Origin of the sequence: Pseudomonas sp. JS3066 (genome assembly GCF_036328175.1) — a bacterium.
In the GTDB taxonomy this organism is placed as follows: Bacteria; Pseudomonadota; Gammaproteobacteria; order Pseudomonadales; family Pseudomonadaceae; genus Metapseudomonas.
Map to the genome: position 1 here is coordinate 61,505 of NZ_CP143312.1, position 17,010 is coordinate 78,514.

The window sequence follows — 17,010 nt, forward strand, 5'->3', positions numbered from 1 at the left end:
CCCCCAGAACACCTGAATGGTCGCTGCCGATGGCCCGGAACCGGTGTACCGGCTCTCCCCTTTTTTGGATGGCCTGAGCTAAGAGTAGTTCGTTATCGGCAAGGTCAAGCGTTACGGGACGATAACAGGGGATTACCGTCCGTCGGAGAAGTGACGCCAAGCCAGTGATGGCGCGGGGTTGCGCCTCACCGAAAAAATTTTATTCGACGCTGCCCTGGGCGACTTCCCCGGGATAGACGCTGCGCCACAGTTCGAAGCCGCCATCGAGGCTGTAGACCTCGGAGAAGCCCTGATGGGCAAGATAGGCGGCCGCGCCTTGGCTGGAGTTGCCGTGATAGCAGGTAACGATCAGCGGCTTTTCGAAGTCGGCCTGGGCGATGAAGTCAGGCAGGGAGTAATTGTCCAGGTGGTGCGAGCCGCTGATGTGACCCAGGGCGAAGCTCTGCGGGTCGCGGATATCCACGACCACGGCGCCTTGTTCGCGCAGGGTCTGCGCCTGTTCAGGCAGGATGCGTTTGAATTCACTCATGGCGGTTCTCCTCGCAGCTGCAGCTGATTTGCTCGCCACTGTCGATATTCAAAAGAGTCATGCTGCCGCCCCAGACGCAACCAGTATCGAGAGCGTACAGGCCGGGTTCATTGCATTTGCCTTCCAGGGCTGCCCAGTGGCCGAAGATGATCTTCTGCCCACGGGTCTTGCGCTCGGGGAAGCTGAACCAGGGGGCAAATCCCGGAGGCGCCGTGTCCAGGCCTTCCTTGGATTTGAGGTCCAGGGTGCCATCGGCACGGCAGAAGCGCATGCGCGTGAAGTAGTTGGTAATGACCCGCAGGCGCGTGACGCCGTGGAGGTCGCTGTCCCACTTGGCTGGCTCGTTGCCATACATGCCGTCGAGAAAGAGGGGCAGGCGGGCATCGTCCCGCAGCGCCTCCTCTACTTCGGCGGCACGTTTCAGCGCCTTCTTGAGCGACCACTGGGGTGGGATGCCGGCGTGAACGAGGGCGATATCCCGTTGCTCGTCGTAGTGCAGCAGTTTCTGCTGGCGTAGCCAGTCCAGCAGTTCGGCGCAGTCCGGTGCTTCGAGGATCTCGCGCAAGGTATCGGCCTTGCGCAGTCGCTCTATGTTGTTGGCCACGGCCAGAAGGTGCAGGTCATGGTTGCCCAGCACACAGACCACGGAGTCGCGGATCGAATATAGGAAGCGCAGGGTTTCCAGCGACTTCGGGCCGCGATTGACCAGATCGCCCACTAGCCAGAGTTCGTCCTTCGCCGGGTCGAATCGCACCCGCTCCAGCAGGCACTTCAGCTGATCCAGGCAACCCTGGAGATCGCCAACTGCATAGGTCGTCATGCCGGTTCTCTCAGTGCAGCGAGCCGGGAACGGCGAGGCGGAAGGGCGCGATGATGGCATCGAAGCGTTTGCCGTCGTCGGCGACCATCTGGTAGCTGCCCTGCATGCTGCCGACTCGTGTGGCCATGACGGTACCGCTGGTGTAGGTATGGCTGGCGCCCGGGTCGATCAGGGGCTGCTGGCCGACTACGCCGGCACCTCGGACTTCCTGCACATGGCCGTCGCCGTCGGTGATCACCCAGTGACGGGTAAGCAGCTTGGCGGGCAGCTCGCCGTTGTTGTGGATGGTCACGGTGTACGCGAAGGCAAAGCGATTCTCGTCCGGCTGCGATTGTTCCGGGAGGAAGCGGGTGACGACGCTGACGTCGACCTTGTATCGGGGATCGGACACGCGAAGGCTCTCGAGTAGCTGGATATGAGTCTAGGGTTTGGGGTCTGCTGCAGCCAGTTGATCAGCCAGGCGGACAAAGGCAGCGAGGTCCAATTGTTCCGGACGCAGACCGCCGTCGACACCAGCCGCTTCGATTGCGGCGGCGTCCAGAAGGCCTTTGAGCGTATTGCGCAAGGTCTTGCGGCGTTGGTTGAAGGCTTCACGCACCACGCGCTCAAGCAGGGCGACGTCCTTGGCCGGATGCGGCAGGACCTCGTGCGGAACCAGCCTCACGATGGCTGAATCCACCTTGGGCGGCGGATTGAACGCGCCTGGGCCGACATTGAACAGGTGCTCCACGCGGCAGTGGTACTGGACCATGATCGAAAGCCGGCCCCAGTCGCCGCCGCCCGGCTCGGCAGCCAGGCGCTCCACCACTTCCTTTTGCAGCATGAAGTGCATGTCGCGGATGAGGTCTGCGTGGTCCAGCAGGTGGAAGATCAGCGGCGTGGAAATGTTGTACGGAAGGTTGCCCACTACCCGCAGGCTGTGTGGTTCGGCGTCGAGCCGGCGGAAGTCGAACTTCAGTGCATCGCCCTGATTGAGGCGGAAGTTGGGCAGCTGACCGAACTTGTGCTGCAGGATGGGGATCAGGTCGAGGTCCAGTTCGATCACATCGAGCTGGGCACCACTGCCAAGCAAACCTTCGGTGAGCGCGCCCTGGCCTGGGCCGATTTCCAGCAGGCGCTCGCCTTCGCGGGCGTGGATGCTGCGCAGGATGCGATAGATGACGCCAGCGTCGTGCAGGAAGTTCTGGCCGAAGCGCTTGCGCGCGCGGTGTTGGTAGTGTTCGGACATCGAAGGCTCCGGGCCTTGAGGCCAGGCCGAAGGGCCTGGCGTGGAAACTCAATCGCGCAGTTTATCAGGCCCCAGCCCGCGCCGCCTAAGACAGGACGTTAAAGCGGCGCGGGAGGCTGGATCAATGACTGCGTTGCTGTGCGGCCGCCATCTGGTAGGCCGTCTCCAGGGCGACTTCCAGGCTGCCGCAATCGATGCGGCCAGTGCCGGCCAAGTCCAGCGCGGTGCCATGGTCCACCGAGGTACGAATGATCGGCAGACCCAGGGTAACGTTCACCGCTGCGCCGAAGCCCTTGTACTTCAGCACCGGCAGGCCTTGGTCGTGGTACATGGCGAGCACTGCGTCGCAATGTTCGAGGTGCTTCGGCGTGAACAATGTGTCGGCCGGTAGCGGGCCGATCAGGTTCAGTCCTTCGGCGCGCAGGCCTTCCAGGGTTGGCTCGATGACCTCCAGCTCTTCCCGGCCGAGGTGGCCGCCTTCACCCGCGTGCGGGTTCAGGCCGCAGACCAGAATGCGTGGCTGGGTGATGCCGAACTTGTTCACCAGGTCGGCATGCAGGATGCGGCTGACGCGTTGCAGTCGCTCCGGGGTAATTGCCGCGGCGACGTCCTTGAGGGGCAGGTGAGTGGTCACCAGGGCTACGCGCAGGCCGCGAGTTGCCAGCATCATCACCACCTGGCGGGTCGCGGTGAGGTCGGCGAGGAACTCGGTATGCCCGGAGAAGGCAATGCCGGCTTCATTGATCACGCCCTTGTGCACTGGCGCGGTGATCATCCCGGCGAACAGCCCGTCGAGGCAGCCCTGACCTGCGCGGGTCAAGGTTTCCAGCACATAGTCAGCATTGGACGGCGACAGTTGGCCGGGAATGGCCGGGGTGCGCAGAGGCGTGTCCCACACATACAGGCTGCCAGCAGGGGCTGGTGTTTCTGGTAGCCGGGCCGGATCGACGTCAATCAGCTGAGTGGGCAGGCCCAATTCGGCAGCACGCTGTGCAAGCAGTTCGCGGCTGGCGACGGCAATCAGGGCATGAGGTTGGGCAGTGCGGGAGAGGAGCAGGCAGAGGTCGGGACCGATGCCGGCGGGTTCACCGGGGGTGAGCGCGAAACGAAGGGGAGTCATGGCGAGTCCTGTGCAGGGGGCCGATACGCTGGCGGGGATTGTACCGCCAGCGCACGGCTGAGACTCGCTTGGGATTTACAGCTTGGTTTCGACGTAGGCTTCGTCGCGGATCTGGCGCAGCCAGGCCTGCAGTTCTTCGTCGTACTTGCGGTTGCGCAGGATGTTCATGGCCTGCTGTTCGCGGAACTTCTCGCTGCTGTCGGTAGCGCGGCGACCCATCACTTCCAGTACATGCCAGCCATAGGCGCTCTTGAACGGCTTGGAGAGCTCGCCGGCTGGGGTCTTGCCCATGACTTCGCGGAACTCCGGCACCAGGGCATTGGGGTCGATCCAATTCAGGTCGCCGCCGTTGAGGGCCGACCCCGGGTCTTCGGAGAAGCTCTTGGCCAGTTCGCCGAAGTCTTCGCCAGATTGGATGCGCTCGTAAAGACGCTCGGCAAGGCGCTTGGTGTCTGCTTCGCTGCGAATTTCACTGGGCTTGAGCAGGATGTGGCGAACATGCACTTCGTCGCGAACCAGGGTGTCGCCACCGCGCTTATCCAGCAGCTTCAGGATAATGAAGCCGCCCGGAGTGCGGACGGGCTCGGTAACCTGGCCGGGCCGCAGGGCGCTGATCATGCCGTCGAAGGGCGGGGGCAATTGGGCCGCCTTGCGCCAGCCAATTTCGCCGCCTTCCAGAGCGGTTTCGCCGGCGGAGCGAGAAATGGCCAACTGGGCGAAGTCGGCGCCTTGCTGGAGCTGCTGGTAAAGCTCCTGGGCCTGGCGCTCGGCAGCCTGGATGGTGCCGGGCGAGGAGCCTTCCGGTACAGGGATCAGGATGTTGGCCAGGCGAAACTCTTCCGACAGCTGGATCTTGCCCATATCGGAAGTCAGGAAGTTCTGTACTTCCTGATCGGTGACCTGGATACGTTCAGCCACGCGGCGCTGGCGTACACGACTGATGACCATTTCGCGACGAACCTGGTCGCGTGCATCGTCATAGGACAGGCCATCACGAGCGAGCGCGCCGCGGAACTGCTCGACCGTCATGCCATTGCGCTGGGCGATGGCTTCGATGGCCTGGTTCAGTTCTTCGTCAGCGATACGGATGCCGGAGCGATCGCCAATCTGCAGCTGGATGTTCTCGATGATCAGGCGCTCCAGCACCTGCTGGCTGAGCACATGCTCAGGCGGCAGAGAGGCGCCGCGCTTGGCGATGGTTTGCTGCACTTCACGCAGGCGCTGGTCCAGCTGGCTCTGCATGATCACATCGTTATCGACAATGGCGACCACTCGGTCGATGGAGCGAACCTCGGCGTGCGCGAGGCCGCCGAGGATCAGGGCGCCCAATAGCAGCGGGCGCAGACAATCAGAGAGCTTGGTCTTCACGTTCACGGTAACCTTGAATGCCTTTTTCCAGGAAGCCTTCGGTCTGGTTGCCCACGACGCCACCGAGGCCTTTGAGGACGATCTGCAGGAAGATCCCGCGGTCGCCACTTTCGTTGGTCGGGTCCGGTGTCTGGTCGAATTCGTCGTAGTCGACCCAGTAGCGGTTGATCAGGCGCAGCTTCCAGCAGCAACTGTCGTACTCGAAGCCGCCAAAGGCTTCCAGCGTACGGTTGCGGTTGTAGTCGTACTGCCAGCGAGCGATGGCGCTCCACTGTGGGACCACCGGCCAGATGACGGAAAAGTCATGTTGGCTGATCTTGTAGTAGTCCTCGATGAAGCCCGGGGTGCCCGGAGTACCGAAGTCGCCACCGCCTACGTTCCAGGTACCGGTGGACTGGTCGAAGCGGATGGTGTCATTGCGGTAGCGATAGCCAGCGTTGACCACCTTGTTCGGATTGTCTTCAGGCTGGTAGTGGAACATCGCACTGCCGGAGCGGGTGCGGTGGGAGTCCGGGTCCCAGTTGAAGTCCGAATTGAAGCGCCAGTCGCGGTTGAAGCGGTACATGTACTCCAGCGCGTACGGCGAGGTCGACGCCTGGGCGTCGGCGCGATCGCGGTAGTCGATACCCGGCAGCTGCACCTTGCGGTCTTCGAAGTAGAACGCCTGGCCAATGCTGAAACGCTGACGTTCGAATCCATTGGACTCGATCCAGCGGTTGGTCGCACCCAGGGATATCTGGTTGGCGTCGCCGATGCGGTCGCGGCCACTGAAGCGGTTGTCACGCCACAGCGACGAGTAGCTGAAGGTCGATTCGCCGGTGTCGAACAGCGGAATGTCGGTCTGGTCCTCTTCCGGTACGTAGAGGTAGAACAGGCGTGGTTCCAGGGTCTGGGTGAAGTTCTTGCCGAAGAACTGGGTCTTGCGGTCGAAGTACAGGCCGCTGTCGAGGCTGTAGATCGGTACCTGGCGATCCTGGCTTCCGTGGAAGGTCTGTTCGGCCAGCAGGGTGTTCTTGCCTCGCTGGTCCAGGTCCAGATCGTACTGGGTATAGGCATACTTGACTTGTGGCTTGACGAAGCCCCAGGTCCAGTTCATCGGCAGGCTGACGGCCGGCTCGAGGTGGGTACGATCGCCGTTGGCGCGGGCCAGCCCCTGGAGGTTGTTGTCGTTCCAGTTCGAGGTGTTGCCGTCGATGTCGGTGAACAGGCCGTCGCGCAGGTCGCGGTCGAAGCGCACGAACTCGGTGCTGTAGGCGAAGTTCAGGCCGCCGGGCTGGAAGGGCAGGGCGCCGTCCAGAGTGATCTGCGGCAGGCGGTCATACGGCGTGATGTCCGAAATGGTCGCCAGTTCGTAGGCGTGGGCATTCAACCGCGCGGTGTAGCTATCGCCGCGATAGGTCAGGGTGCCGCGCTGGTTGACGTAGGTGGGGGTGTCCACACCCAGGTCGGTATCCAGGTCGTCGAAGTAGTAGGGATCGCTGATGTCGGTGTAGTCGACTTCGGCCAACAGCCGGGAATCCAGGCCACCGGTGTGCTTCCAGTTGTACAGCCAGCGCTTCTTCTCGTACTCGGACATGAGCTTGCGCTCGTCTTCCTTGTCATCGAGATAGGCAGCGCCCAGTTGGCCTTCACTGCTGTGGGTCAGGTAGCGGAACTCGCCTTCCATCATCAGGCCGCGCTTGGCCATGTAGCGCGGATACAGGGTGGCGTCGTAGTTCGGCGCCAAGTTGAAGTAGTACGGCGTGACCAGCAGGAAGCCGGTGTCGCTGCTGCTGCCGATGGTCGGCGGCAGGAAGCCGGACTGGCGACGATCGTCGATCGGGAAATAGATGTACGGGGTATAGAACACCGGAATGTCCTTGACCCGCAGGGTGACGTTGGTCGCAGTGCCGAAACCGGTGGCCGGGTTCAGCTTGATGTTGTTGCCCTTCAGGTGCCAGGCATTGTCACCCGGTTCGCAACGGGTGTAGGTGCCGTCCTTCAGGCGGATGATCGCGTCTTCCTGGCGCTTGGCGTACAGCGCGCTGCCGCGGGTGTGCGACTGGTGCAGGACGTACTCGGCGTTGTCGACCTTGGCTTCGCCGTTGTCCAGTTGCAGTTCGGCGCGGTCGCCGACAACCAGGGCGCCCTTGTCGCGCAGCTTGACGTTGCCGACCAGCTCGCCACGGTTTTCCGCCTGGTGCAGGTTGGCCTCGTCGGCCTCCACCTGCATGCTGCCCTGGCGCAGGACCACATCACCGGCGAGGGTGGCGACCTGTTTCTCCTGCTCGTAGCGCGAGGCCTTGGCGGAGATATAGGTCGGCGCGTCTTCCATCGGCGTGCGGTCGTCCATGCCTGGACGCGGCGGCTCGATGTAGGCACCGGCGCAGTAAGGGCCGGCTTCGGCCAGTTGTGCGGGTGTGAGCTTGTCGCGCGGTACCCAGTCGAGGTGACTGTAGTCAGCGCTGCGGGTTGCCAGGCCTTTGCCTTCTGCCTCGGTCACCAGGGTGGCTTTACTGCCTTCGGCCTCACCTTCCTGGGTGGCCTGCGGAGCGGCACCAATGGTCGAGCTCACGGCGCTGCCGCTATGCACGGGGCGTGGCGGCAGGCTCTCGGTGCTGGCTTTGGGGGCGCATGCCCACCCGCCAGTTGCGGAAGCCTGGCAGTCGAATTGCTCTGCGGCGACGACGAATGAGGTGGCTACTGGCTGGAGGGCCAGCAGGCTGCCGGTCACCAGCAGAGGGAACTTTCTACGAAACGCGGGGGATCTTACTGCCATCTTGTTAGTCCGGGCTTCCTGCGCGCCTTCGACCCGCTAGGGCCGCACGCCTCTCGATGGGCTGAAAAAGATGCTGGATAATAAAGCATGACCCGCACAACGGCTAGCGCCGCCGGAGACCACCCGATGCACCATGAAGACCTGCGACTTCAGCAGCTGAGCCAGTGGCTTGATCAGCAGTTGCCCACCCTGTTTGCTGCCGAAGGCTGGGGCCCCGTGCCGGCTGCCGAGCTGGTCCCGGCCAGCAGTGATGCCAGCTTCCGCCGCTACTTCCGCTGGCAAGCCGAAGGCCGCACCCTGATCCTGATGGATGCCCCTCCGCCCCGCGAGGACTGCCGCCCTTTCGTCAAGGTGGCTGGAATGCTCGCCGAGGCAGGCGTGCATGTGCCCCGCATCCTTGCCGCCGATGTGGAGCAAGGCTTCCTGATCCTCGACGACCTCGGACGCCAGACGTACCTCGAGGTCATCGATGCCGATAACGCCGACCAGTTGTTCGAAGATGCCCTGCAGGCTCTGCTGACATTCCAGAAACGCAGCCTCGATGTGCCCATGCCCAGTTACGACGACGCCTTGCTGCGCCGCGAGCTGCAGCTTTTCCCCGAGTGGTACCTGCAACGTCACCTGGGTATCGAGTTGGCAGGTGAACGCCTGGCAGCCTGGCAGCGCATTTCCGACCTGCTGATCGGCAGCGCCCTGGCTCAGCCGCAAGTGCTGGTGCACCGGGACTACATGCCGCGCAACCTGATGCTCAGCACCCCCAACCCAGGCGTGCTGGATTTCCAGGACGCCGTGTACGGTCCGGTGACCTACGACGTGACCTGCCTGTTCAAGGATGCCTTCCTCAGTTGGCCTGAAGAACGAGTCGCCGGCTGGCTGGAGCGATATTGGAACCTCGCCCGCGATGCGGGAATCCCGGTCCAGTCCGATTTCGCCGAGTTCCGCCGCGCCAGCGACCTGATGGGGGTGCAGCGTCACCTCAAGGTCATCGGCATTTTCGCGCGTATCTGCCATCGCGATGGCAAGCCCAAGTACCTGGGCGATGTGCCGCGATTTTTTGCCTATATAAAGGAAGTGATCGAACGCCGTCCCGAATTGGCCGAGTTGGGTGATTTGCTGGCAAGCCTGCCCCGAGACGAGGCCGTTCAGCCATGAAGGCGATGATCCTCGCGGCGGGTAAGGGCGAGCGCATGCGTCCCCTTACCCTGCATACCCCAAAGCCCCTGGTTCGCGCCGCCGGGACCCCGCTGATCGAGTTTCACCTCAACGCCCTGGCGAGGGCCGGCTTTCAGGAATTGGTGATCAACCATGCCTGGCTTGGCCAGCAGATCGAGGATCATCTGGGCGATGGCGCACGCTTCGGCTTGTCCATTCGTTACTCGGCAGAAGGCGAACCCCTGGAAACCGGCGGCGGTATTTTTCGCGCCTTACCACTGTTGGGAGATGAGCCTTTTCTGATCGTGAATGGCGATGTCTGGACCGATTTCGATTTCAGCCATCTGCACCAACCACTGGACGGCCTGGCGCATCTGGTGCTGGTGGACAACCCGGCGCACCATCCCCACGGCGACTTCCTGCTGGAGAATGGTCGTGTGCGTGATGCGGTATCGGGCGAGCCCAGCCTCACTTACAGCGGAATTGCGGTAATTCATCCGCGCCTGTTTGAAGGGTGTCAGCCGGGCGCCTTCAAGCTGGCGCCGTTGCTGCGTCAGGCAATGTCCGCTGGACAGGTGACTGGCGAGCGTTTCTCCGGGCGTTGGGTCGACGTCGGCACCCACGAGCGCCTGGCGGAAGTCGAACGCCTGCTGATGACGGAGGCTTGAGTTGGTCTGGCCAGCTACCCTGATCGGCGCTGCTGCGGGATTCGCCCTGGCGAACATCCCGGGAGCCATGCTCGGCGGTTTGCTGGGGCATGTGCTCGACCGGCGCCTGCACCTGGACTCCTGGGGTGCGTTGCGTGCCCGCATGCGTGGCGACCCTGCTATCGACCAACAGGACCTGCTGTTCATCCTGTTGGGGCGCCTGGCCAAGAGCGACGGTCGGGTACAGGAGGCACACATTCAGCAAGCGCGATCAGAGATGAAGCGCATCGGTCTGGATGAAGCGGGTACCCGCCGGGCCATCGCAGCCTTCAGCCGGGGCAAGTCGGGTGGCGACAACCTGCACCCGGCGTTGCACAAGCTGAAGGGCGAGCGGGTAACGGTGGAGCGCTTGCTACGTAGCTGCTGGCAGATGGCGGCGGCAGATGGCCGGATCGGCCAGCGGGAGCGCGCGCTCATTCTGCAATGGGGAAGCTGGCTCGGGCTCGCGGCTCACCAGGTGGAGGCGCTCGGCGCGGGCTATGACACCCCCCAGGGCCTGCCTCCCAAGCGTGGCAATAGCTACAGAGACGCCCTGTCCCTGCTTGGCGTGACTGCCGACTGTGAACCCGCGGTGATCAAGCGTGCATACCGTCGCCTGCTCAGTCAGAACCACCCGGACAAGCTGGCCGGTTCAGGCGCCAGCCCTGCCGTAGTACGTGCCGCGACTGATCGCACCCGCGAGTTGCATAGTGCCTACAACCTGATCCGCGAGCGCCACGGTTTCCGCTGAGCTTTCAACCGTCGGTCAAGGCCTTTCCGGCGCCTGCTTCCAGATGCAGGGTCAACCAGCCACGAATACGGCGGATAAGCTGTTCCTGCTCGGTGGCGCGATCGCCCGGAAGGCCCTTCATGGCGATCTGGATATAGGCCGGGTGCTTCTGCCGCTTGCTCGCGTGGCTACGGCGCAGCGCGGCGTCACGGTCGGCCGGCTGGTCTTTGTAGTAGAAGTCGCCGGTGGCCAGTTTCAAATCGGGTAGTGAATCCTCCAACGCCGGCTCATAGCCTGCGGGCAGCTCCGCTGCCACCAAGAGGAGATTGCGCACATCCTTCGGCTCATTGGCGGCAAGGTACTGCGTCGCCCAATAGGCACCGGTGCCGTGTCCCAGCAACACAATCGCCTTGGGTTTCTGTTGGCGCGCGAAGGCTAGGGCTGCCTCGATTCGGGCGAACACCCGGTCTGTCTGGGTCTTCTGGATAGCGTCGCGGGATTGCGGCGGAGGCGCCGGGTCCGTGCTGGGTTCAGCGCTTCCAGCCTGCTCGGTATTGGCCGGGCCCTCTTCCTGGGCTTTCTCGGGGCTCACAGCAGGTTCCGCCTTCGTCGTTTCCTCGGTCTTCAGCGGGCGCGGTGGCAGCGGGTCGTCGCTGGGGTCTGGCAGCGTCAGGGCGAGGGTGCTCCAGCCGGAGTTCGGCAGGCTGCGCCGCAGTGGGCCGATCGCTTCCGGCCAGTTGGCCGTCTCGCCGTCGCCGGGTAGAAGGATCACCAGCCCACTGGGGTCGCTGACATTGGCAGGCTGCCACAGTGCGAGAAAGCTCTCCTCGCCAGCCTTGAGTTGTTGCTGTTCTCTACTCGGAATCTGGCGCTCCAGGCTGACGGAGTCCTCTTGGCTACGTTCCCCCAGCGGTGCCCGTTCCACTGCCGGTGCAGGTTCCTTGGGCGCTGCCGCGGAGCCCTCTTCCGCCAGCACGGCAGGAGAGGCGGGCAGCAGGGTGAGGCAAAGGGCCGCAAGGGGCAGGCGAATGGCGCGGAGCATCTGGACATTCCTGGTCGAGCTGGGAAACAGGAGCCTAATGGCTCAATGGTCTTTTGTCAGGCCGTGCCTTCGCATGGTTCGTCTTGGCTGGAGTAAGGTATGTCGGCTGTTTCCCCTTGTTGCGGTTGGTCCTCGATGATCCGTGCACTCCTTTCCCTCCTGTTCGCCTTCTGCCTGGCGATGCCTGTACTGGCTGCACCAGCTGGGCTGCCCCTGGACGAGGGGCAGCGGCAATGGCTCGAGAACCATGGACAGCTCCGCGTTGGTGCTGTGCTGCAGGCACCTTACGTCCAGCTGGATCGTCGCCTGCAACAGCTTTCGGGTGCCAACGTCGAGTTGATGAACTGGCTCGCGAAGGCCATGGGCGTCGAGCTGATCTGGCGCACCTATGACAGCCCCGGCGAACTGGAGCAGGCCCTGCGCTCCGGACAGATCGACCTCGCCCCCGGACTTGGGCAGACGCCCGCCGGACTGCGTCTGTGGCTGTTCTCCGATCCCTACATGCGCGTCTCGCAGTTGCTGGTCGGCGAGCGCGAAGGCAATGCCTCAGTGGACCTGGAGCAGCTTGACGCCACTTCGCCTGTAGCCCTGCGTCATCCGAGCGCCGTGGCCGATTACCTGCGCTCGACCTACTCCAACCTCAACCTCAGGCCCATGGACAGCGAGCGGCAGGCCCTGCAGGCCTTGCTTGCCGAGCAGGTACGCTATGCCGTGCTCGACGAGGCCCAGCTCAGCCGATTGTCTCGCGAGCAGGAATTCACCGGACTGGCCGTGGTCGGGGACATCGGTTTTCCGCAGTTGCTGCGCGTTGCATCAAGACGTGATTGGCCGGAACTGGCTGCCATCATCGATATCGCCCTGCGCAGTTTGCCGCCAAAGGACCTCGACCAACTGCATGAGCGCTGGTTGCAGCCCCAGTATCCCCGCCTCGGCGAATCCAGCGGCTTCTGGCAGAACCTCAGCCTTTTGCTCGGCGTGCTGTTGCTCACTGCGGCGGCCATCATCGCCTGGCTTCGGCGGCAGCAGCGTCGTCTGGAGCGGCAACTGCTGGATTCGCGTCACGCACTGCAGTTGCGCGAAGCGGCCGAAGAAGCCCTGCGCCTTACCCAGTTCTCCATCGACCAGAGCACCTTGGGCATACTCTGGGTGAACTGGGACAGCCATGTGCGCTACGCCAACCGCGCCGCCGAACAGATGCTCGGCTATCGGCCGGGCAGTCTTGCGGATCGCCCTCTGGCGGATTTCCAGCCCGAGCTGAACATGGACCGCTGGCTCAATCTCTGGCGCCGCGCACGCAACAGTGACGAAGGCCCGCTGAGTTTCGAGACCCGTTGCCTGCGTCCAGACGGTTCCTGGCTTCCGGCGGATGTGTCGCTCAGTTTCCTGCGCTTCGGCTCCTCCGAATACCTGGTGGTGTTCCTCTCCGATGCCACCGAGCGCCGTCGTGCCCGGGAGGCCGTGGAAGAAAGTGAAGCGCGCCTCAAGGGCATCGCCTCCAACGTTCCCGGGCTCGTATTCCGTCTGGAACGGCCGAAAGCGGGCGCACCAACTGCTTTCGCGTTCATCGGTGAGGGCAGCGAAGGGTTGGTGGGCTACAGCGCCAGCGAGTTGCTGAGTACCGGCCGTGGCATTCGCGGTCTGGTCCATCCAGACGACCGCGACGGCTACTGGGAAAGCCAGCTACAGGCGCTGGATGCAGATCGTGACTGGCACTGGCAGGGCCGAATTCTCACTCGTGATGGCGCTCTGCGCTGGGCGGATATCAAAGCGAGTGCGCGGGTCTTCGAAGATGGCCGTGCGGTCTGGGACGGCGTCGTCTGGGATATCACCGAGAACAAGCAGATCGAGCTGGAGCTGGCGGCTTCCCGTGCGCAACTCCGGGAATTGTCGGCGCACCTGGAAAGCGTGCGCGAAGAAGAGAAGGCTCGCATTGCCCGCGAAGTGCATGACGAACTGGGCCAGGTGCTTACCGTGCTCAAGCTGGAGACTTCCATGTGCGAGCTGGCCTTCGCTGGGCTCGACTCAGGCCTGCGTGACCGCCTGGACAGCATGAAACGCCTGATTGCGCAGCTCTTCCAGCTGGTACGCGATGTGGCGACGGCGTTGCGCCCGCCGATCCTCGATGCCGGCATCGCTTCGGCCATCGAGTGGCAGGCCCGGCGCTTCGAAGCGCGAACACAGATACCGTGCCTGGTGGAAGTGCCTGAGCAGTTGCCGCAGCTGTCCGATGCCAAGGCGGTAGGCTTGTTCCGGGTACTGCAGGAGGCGCTGACCAACGTCATGCGCCACGCTGAGGCACATACTGTCGCGGTTCGCCTGAGCGAAGAAGATGGCGCGCTCTGCCTGCGTATCAGCGACGATGGTCGGGGGTTCGATACCGGCGCCAGACGCGGTAGTTCATTCGGCCTGGTGGGCATGCGCGAGCGCGTGCTGATGCTGGGCGGCAGCCTGCAGATAGAGAGCCAGCCAGGCGAGGGCACCACCCTTTGCGTGCGCGTAGCGTTGGATAAGGAGAAAGCGGCGTGATCCGAGTACTGGTGGCAGAAGACCACACCATCGTCCGTGAGGGCATCAAGCAGCTGATTGGCCTTGCCAAGGACCTCTGCGTGGTTGGGGAGGCCGGCAACGGCGAGCAGCTAATGGAAGTTCTGCGCCAGACACCCTGCGAGGTAGTGCTGCTGGATATCTCCATGCCCGGTGTCAACGGACTGGAAGCCATTCCGCGCATTCGCGCCCTCGGCAATCCGCCGGCGGTGCTGGTGCTATCGATGCACGATGAAGCGCAGATGGCTGCGCGGGCGCTGAAGATCGGCGCCGCCGGTTACGCCACCAAGGACAGCGACCCGGCCCTGTTGCTCACCGCCATCCGCAAGGTGGCCTCGGGTGGTCGCTACATCGACCCGGACCTGGCCGACCGCATGGTCTTCGAGGTAGGGCTGACCGATGCCCGCCCGGCCCATACGCTGCTTTCGGAGCGCGAGTTCTCGGTTTTCGAGCGTCTGGTCCGTGGCGAAGGTGTGAATGAAATCGCCCAGCAACTGGCGGTCAGCAGCAAGACGGTGAGTACCCACAAGGCGCGCCTGATGCAGAAGCTGGGGATGCACTCGGTCGCGGACCTGGTGAAGTACGCGGTCGAGCACAAACTGCTGTGAATGTCCGACAATCGCGCTGTGAATTGTAGGGCGATCCCTACAAGGAATCCTCTCCAAGCCTTATAGCAATCTCTCATACCGCCCGATTTGCGTGGCCTGCCGCCTTCTCTACGCTTTCCACTACGGCAGACACAAAAACAAAGGTGCGGTTATGGCCGAGACACAAGGCAACGACATCCTGGTCAGCTTTCGCGGCGTGCAGAAGAGCTACGACGGCGAGACCCTGATCGTCAAAGACCTCAACCTGGATATTCGCAAAGGCGAATTCCTCACCCTGCTCGGGCCATCCGGCTCCGGCAAGACCACCAGCCTGATGATGCTCGCCGGGTTCGAAACCCCCACCAGCGGCGAGATTCTCCTGGCCGGTCGTTCCATCAACAACGTGCCTCCGCATAAGCGCGACATTGGCATGGTGTTCCAGAACTACGCGCTGTTCCCGCACATGACGGTGGCCGAGAACCTGGCCTTCCCGCTCTCTGTGCGCGGCATGAGCAAGACTGACGCCAGTGAGCGGGTCAAGCGCGCTCTCTCCATGGTCCAGCTGGATGCATTCCGCAATCGCTACCCCGGCCAGCTTTCCGGTGGCCAGCAGCAGCGTGTCGCCCTGGCCCGTGCTCTGGTGTTCGAGCCCCAGCTCGTGTTGATGGACGAGCCCCTCGGTGCACTGGATAAGCAGTTGCGTGAGCACATGCAGATGGAGATCAAGCACATCCATCAGCGCCTGGGCGTCACCGTGGTCTACGTGACCCACGACCAGGGCGAGGCGCTGACCATGTCCGACCGTGTGGCGGTATTCCACCAGGGCGAGATCCAGCAGATCGCTCCGCCGCGCGAGCTTTACGAACTGCCGAAGAACACCTTCGTGGCCAACTTCATCGGTGAGAACAATCGCCTGAACGGCCAGCTGGAAAGCCGCGACGGCGAACGTTGCGTCGTGCGCCTGGGCCGTGGTGAGAAGGTCGAGGCCCTGGCAATCAACGTCGGCCAGCCGGGCGAGCCGGTGACCCTGTCAATTCGTCCCGAGCGCGTGCGCATCAACGGTCACAGCGAGAGTTGCGTGAACCGTTTTTCCGGTCGCGTCGCCGAGTTCATCTACCTGGGCGACCACGTGCGTATCCGCATGGAGGTCTGTGGCAAGCCCGATTTCTTCGTCAAGCAACCTATTGCTGAGCTCGACCCCGCACTGGCGGTAGGCGATGTGGTGCCGCTCGGCTGGCAAGTGGAGCACGTCCGCGCACTGGACCCGCTTCTGGCGGAATGACGCGGCGGCGCCAAGGCATAAGCAACCCTGCACTGTGGAGAAAACAACAATGTCGAAATCCCTGAAACTTACCGCCATCGCCCTCGGGTTGGCCTGCGCCGCTCAGGCAATGGCCGCCGACCTGACCGTGGTGTCCTTTGGTGGAGCCAACAAGAATGCGCAGGTCAAGGCGTTCTACGAGCCCTACCAGCAGAGCACCGGCAACAAGATCATCGCAGGCGAGTACAACGGTGAAATGGCCAAGGTGAAGGCCATGGTCGACACCAACAGCGTTTCCTGGAACCTGGTGGAAGTGGAGTCGCCAGAGCTGTCCCGCGGCTGTGACGAAGGCCTGTTCGAAGAACTGGACGCTGCCCAGTTCGGCAAGGCTGAAGATTTCGTTCCCGGCGCCGTCCAGCCTTGCGGCGTCGGCTTCTTCGTCTGGTCCACCGTGCTGGCCTACAACGCCGACAAGCTGAAGTCCGCCCCCACCAGCTGGGCTGATTTCTGGGACGTGAAGAAATTCCCCGGCAAGCGCGGCCTGCGCAAGGGTGCCAAGTACACCTTGGAATTTGCCCTGATGGCCGATGGCGTCGCTCCCAAGGACGTCTACAGCGTGCTGGCCACCAAGGAAGGCCAGGATCGCGCGTTCAAGAAGCTCGACGAAATCAAGCCGAGCATCCAGTGGTGGGAAGCCGGCGCCCAGCCGCCGCAGTTCCTCGCCTCGGGTGACGTGGTCATGAGCTCGGCCTACAACGGCCGTATCGCTGCCGTGCAGAAGGAAAGCAACCTGAAGGTCGTGTGGGCCGGCGGTATCTACGATTTCGACTCCTGGGCCATTCCGAAGGGTGCCAAGGATGCCGACAAGGCCAAGGAGTTCATCGCCTTCTCGGTCAAGCCCGAACAGCAGAAGATCTACTCCGAGAACATCGCCTATGGCCCGGCCAATACCCAGGCGGTGCCGTTGCTGGACAAGGGCCTGCTGAAGGACATGCCGACCACTCCGGAGAACATCAAGGATCAGGTCGCCATGGACGTCACCTTCTGGGCTGACTACGGCGAGCAGTTGGAGCAGCGCTTCAACTCCTGGGCGGCCAAGTAAGTCCGCCTGTATCGCCCCTCTCCCGATGGGAGAGGGGCGGGGGGTGAGGGGGGTTCCCTCACCCGGCCCCGGTGGGGCCTGAA

At 63.2% G+C, this 17,010-nt stretch carries 15 protein-coding genes; 7 read left to right on the top strand and 8 right to left on the bottom strand.

Going from position 1 to position 17,010, the window contains the following annotated elements; all coding sequences use genetic code 11:
• Positions 1–199: 199 nt before the first annotated feature.
• From glpE to SA496_RS00285, 7 genes are all read right to left on the bottom strand, one after another.
• A complete protein-coding gene (gene glpE, locus SA496_RS00255; protein ID WP_153920438.1) occupies positions 200–529 on the bottom strand; it encodes a thiosulfate sulfurtransferase GlpE in 330 nt (109 codons plus the stop codon).
• A complete protein-coding gene (locus SA496_RS00260; protein ID WP_330114856.1) occupies positions 522–1,349 on the bottom strand; it encodes a symmetrical bis(5'-nucleosyl)-tetraphosphatase in 828 nt (275 codons plus the stop codon). The genes glpE and SA496_RS00260 overlap by 8 nt, the downstream gene beginning before the upstream one ends.
• 10 nt (positions 1,350–1,359) lie before the next feature.
• Positions 1,360–1,740: a Co2+/Mg2+ efflux protein ApaG gene (gene apaG, locus SA496_RS00265; RefSeq protein ID WP_120653317.1), complete on the bottom strand. Its 381-nt coding sequence runs from the start codon at positions 1,738–1,740 to the stop codon at positions 1,360–1,362.
• A 30-nt stretch (positions 1,741–1,770) separates the two neighbouring features.
• On the bottom strand, positions 1,771–2,577 hold the full coding sequence (gene rsmA, locus SA496_RS00270) for a 16S rRNA (adenine(1518)-N(6)/adenine(1519)-N(6))-dimethyltransferase RsmA (protein ID WP_120653316.1): 807 nt from the start codon (positions 2,575–2,577) through the stop codon (positions 1,771–1,773).
• A 121-nt stretch (positions 2,578–2,698) separates the two neighbouring features.
• Positions 2,699–3,697, bottom strand: a complete 999-nt coding sequence (gene pdxA, locus SA496_RS00275) for a 4-hydroxythreonine-4-phosphate dehydrogenase PdxA (protein ID WP_153920442.1) — start codon at positions 3,695–3,697, stop codon at positions 2,699–2,701.
• Between the two features lie 75 nt (positions 3,698–3,772).
• Positions 3,773–5,065 carry a peptidylprolyl isomerase gene (locus SA496_RS00280; protein WP_330114857.1) on the bottom strand — a complete coding sequence of 431 codons (1,293 nt, stop codon included), beginning with the start codon at positions 5,063–5,065 and terminating at the stop codon, positions 3,773–3,775.
• Positions 5,046–7,823 (bottom strand): LPS-assembly protein LptD, encoded by a 2,778-nt coding sequence (locus tag SA496_RS00285; protein WP_330114858.1) that lies wholly within the window; start codon positions 7,821–7,823, stop codon positions 5,046–5,048. The genes SA496_RS00280 and SA496_RS00285 overlap by 20 nt, the downstream gene beginning before the upstream one ends.
• A 126-nt stretch (positions 7,824–7,949) precedes the next feature.
• Here SA496_RS00285 and SA496_RS00290 point away from each other — a divergent pair, with 126 nt between their 5' ends.
• Genes SA496_RS00290 through SA496_RS00300 form a run of 3 tightly spaced genes read left to right on the top strand, consistent with a single transcriptional unit; the run spans position 7,950 to position 10,412 of the window.
• Positions 7,950–8,975 (top strand): aminoglycoside phosphotransferase family protein, encoded by a 1,026-nt coding sequence (locus tag SA496_RS00290; protein WP_330115675.1) that lies wholly within the window; start codon positions 7,950–7,952, stop codon positions 8,973–8,975.
• Positions 8,972–9,643: an N-acetylmuramate alpha-1-phosphate uridylyltransferase MurU gene (gene murU, locus SA496_RS00295; protein WP_120653312.1), complete on the top strand. Its 672-nt coding sequence runs from the start codon at positions 8,972–8,974 to the stop codon at positions 9,641–9,643. The genes SA496_RS00290 and murU overlap by 4 nt, the downstream gene beginning before the upstream one ends.
• 1 nt (position 9,644) lies before the next feature.
• On the top strand, positions 9,645–10,412 hold the full coding sequence (locus SA496_RS00300) for a TerB family tellurite resistance protein (protein WP_120653311.1): 768 nt from the start codon (positions 9,645–9,647) through the stop codon (positions 10,410–10,412).
• Positions 10,413–10,416: 4 nt separating this feature from the next.
• Here SA496_RS00300 and SA496_RS00305 read toward each other — a convergent pair whose 3' ends face one another.
• Positions 10,417–11,433: an alpha/beta hydrolase family protein gene (locus SA496_RS00305; protein WP_330114859.1), complete on the bottom strand. Its 1,017-nt coding sequence runs from the start codon at positions 11,431–11,433 to the stop codon at positions 10,417–10,419.
• 135 nt (positions 11,434–11,568) lie between these two features.
• Between SA496_RS00305 and SA496_RS00310 the strand changes: the two genes are divergently transcribed.
• The 4 genes from SA496_RS00310 (at position 11,569) to SA496_RS00325 (ending at position 16,927) form a co-directional block, all read left to right on the top strand.
• Complete coding sequence (locus tag SA496_RS00310) at positions 11,569–13,959, top strand: PAS domain-containing sensor histidine kinase (RefSeq protein ID WP_330114860.1); 2,391 nt, start codon at positions 11,569–11,571, stop codon at positions 13,957–13,959.
• Complete coding sequence (locus SA496_RS00315; protein ID WP_120653308.1) at positions 13,956–14,585, top strand: response regulator; 630 nt, start codon at positions 13,956–13,958, stop codon at positions 14,583–14,585. The genes SA496_RS00310 and SA496_RS00315 overlap by 4 nt, the downstream gene beginning before the upstream one ends.
• 151 nt (positions 14,586–14,736) lie before the next feature.
• On the top strand, positions 14,737–15,846 hold the full coding sequence (locus tag SA496_RS00320) for an ABC transporter ATP-binding protein (RefSeq protein WP_077520863.1): 1,110 nt from the start codon (positions 14,737–14,739) through the stop codon (positions 15,844–15,846).
• 49 nt (positions 15,847–15,895) lie between these two features.
• Positions 15,896–16,927 (top strand): ABC transporter substrate-binding protein, encoded by a 1,032-nt coding sequence (locus SA496_RS00325; RefSeq protein ID WP_120653307.1) that lies wholly within the window; start codon positions 15,896–15,898, stop codon positions 16,925–16,927.
• Positions 16,928–17,010: the final 83 nt, after the last annotated feature.

What these genes read in the sequence shown, in the direction of transcription:
- glpE (WP_153920438.1), bottom strand. Translation starts at nt 529, where the DNA reads ATGAGTGAATTCAAACGCATCCTGCCTGAACAGGCGCAGACCCTGCGC.
- SA496_RS00260 (WP_330114856.1), bottom strand. Translation starts at nt 1,349, where the DNA reads ATGACGACCTATGCAGTTGGCGATCTCCAGGGTTGCCTGGATCAGCTG.
- rsmA (WP_120653316.1), bottom strand. Translation starts at nt 2,577, where the DNA reads ATGTCCGAACACTACCAACACCGCGCGCGCAAGCGCTTCGGCCAGAAC.
- pdxA (WP_153920442.1), bottom strand. Translation starts at nt 3,697, where the DNA reads ATGACTCCCCTTCGTTTCGCGCTCACCCCCGGTGAACCCGCCGGCATC.
- SA496_RS00285 (WP_330114858.1), bottom strand. Translation starts at nt 7,823, where the DNA reads ATGGCAGTAAGATCCCCCGCGTTTCGTAGAAAGTTCCCTCTGCTGGTG.
- SA496_RS00290 (WP_330115675.1), top strand. Translation starts at nt 7,950, where the DNA reads ATGCACCATGAAGACCTGCGACTTCAGCAGCTGAGCCAGTGGCTTGAT.
- murU (WP_120653312.1), top strand. Translation starts at nt 8,972, where the DNA reads ATGAAGGCGATGATCCTCGCGGCGGGTAAGGGCGAGCGCATGCGTCCC.
- SA496_RS00305 (WP_330114859.1), bottom strand. Translation starts at nt 11,433, where the DNA reads ATGCTCCGCGCCATTCGCCTGCCCCTTGCGGCCCTTTGCCTCACCCTG.
- SA496_RS00310 (WP_330114860.1), top strand. Translation starts at nt 11,569, where the DNA reads ATGATCCGTGCACTCCTTTCCCTCCTGTTCGCCTTCTGCCTGGCGATG.
- SA496_RS00320 (WP_077520863.1), top strand. Translation starts at nt 14,737, where the DNA reads ATGGCCGAGACACAAGGCAACGACATCCTGGTCAGCTTTCGCGGCGTG.
- SA496_RS00325 (WP_120653307.1), top strand. Translation starts at nt 15,896, where the DNA reads ATGTCGAAATCCCTGAAACTTACCGCCATCGCCCTCGGGTTGGCCTGC.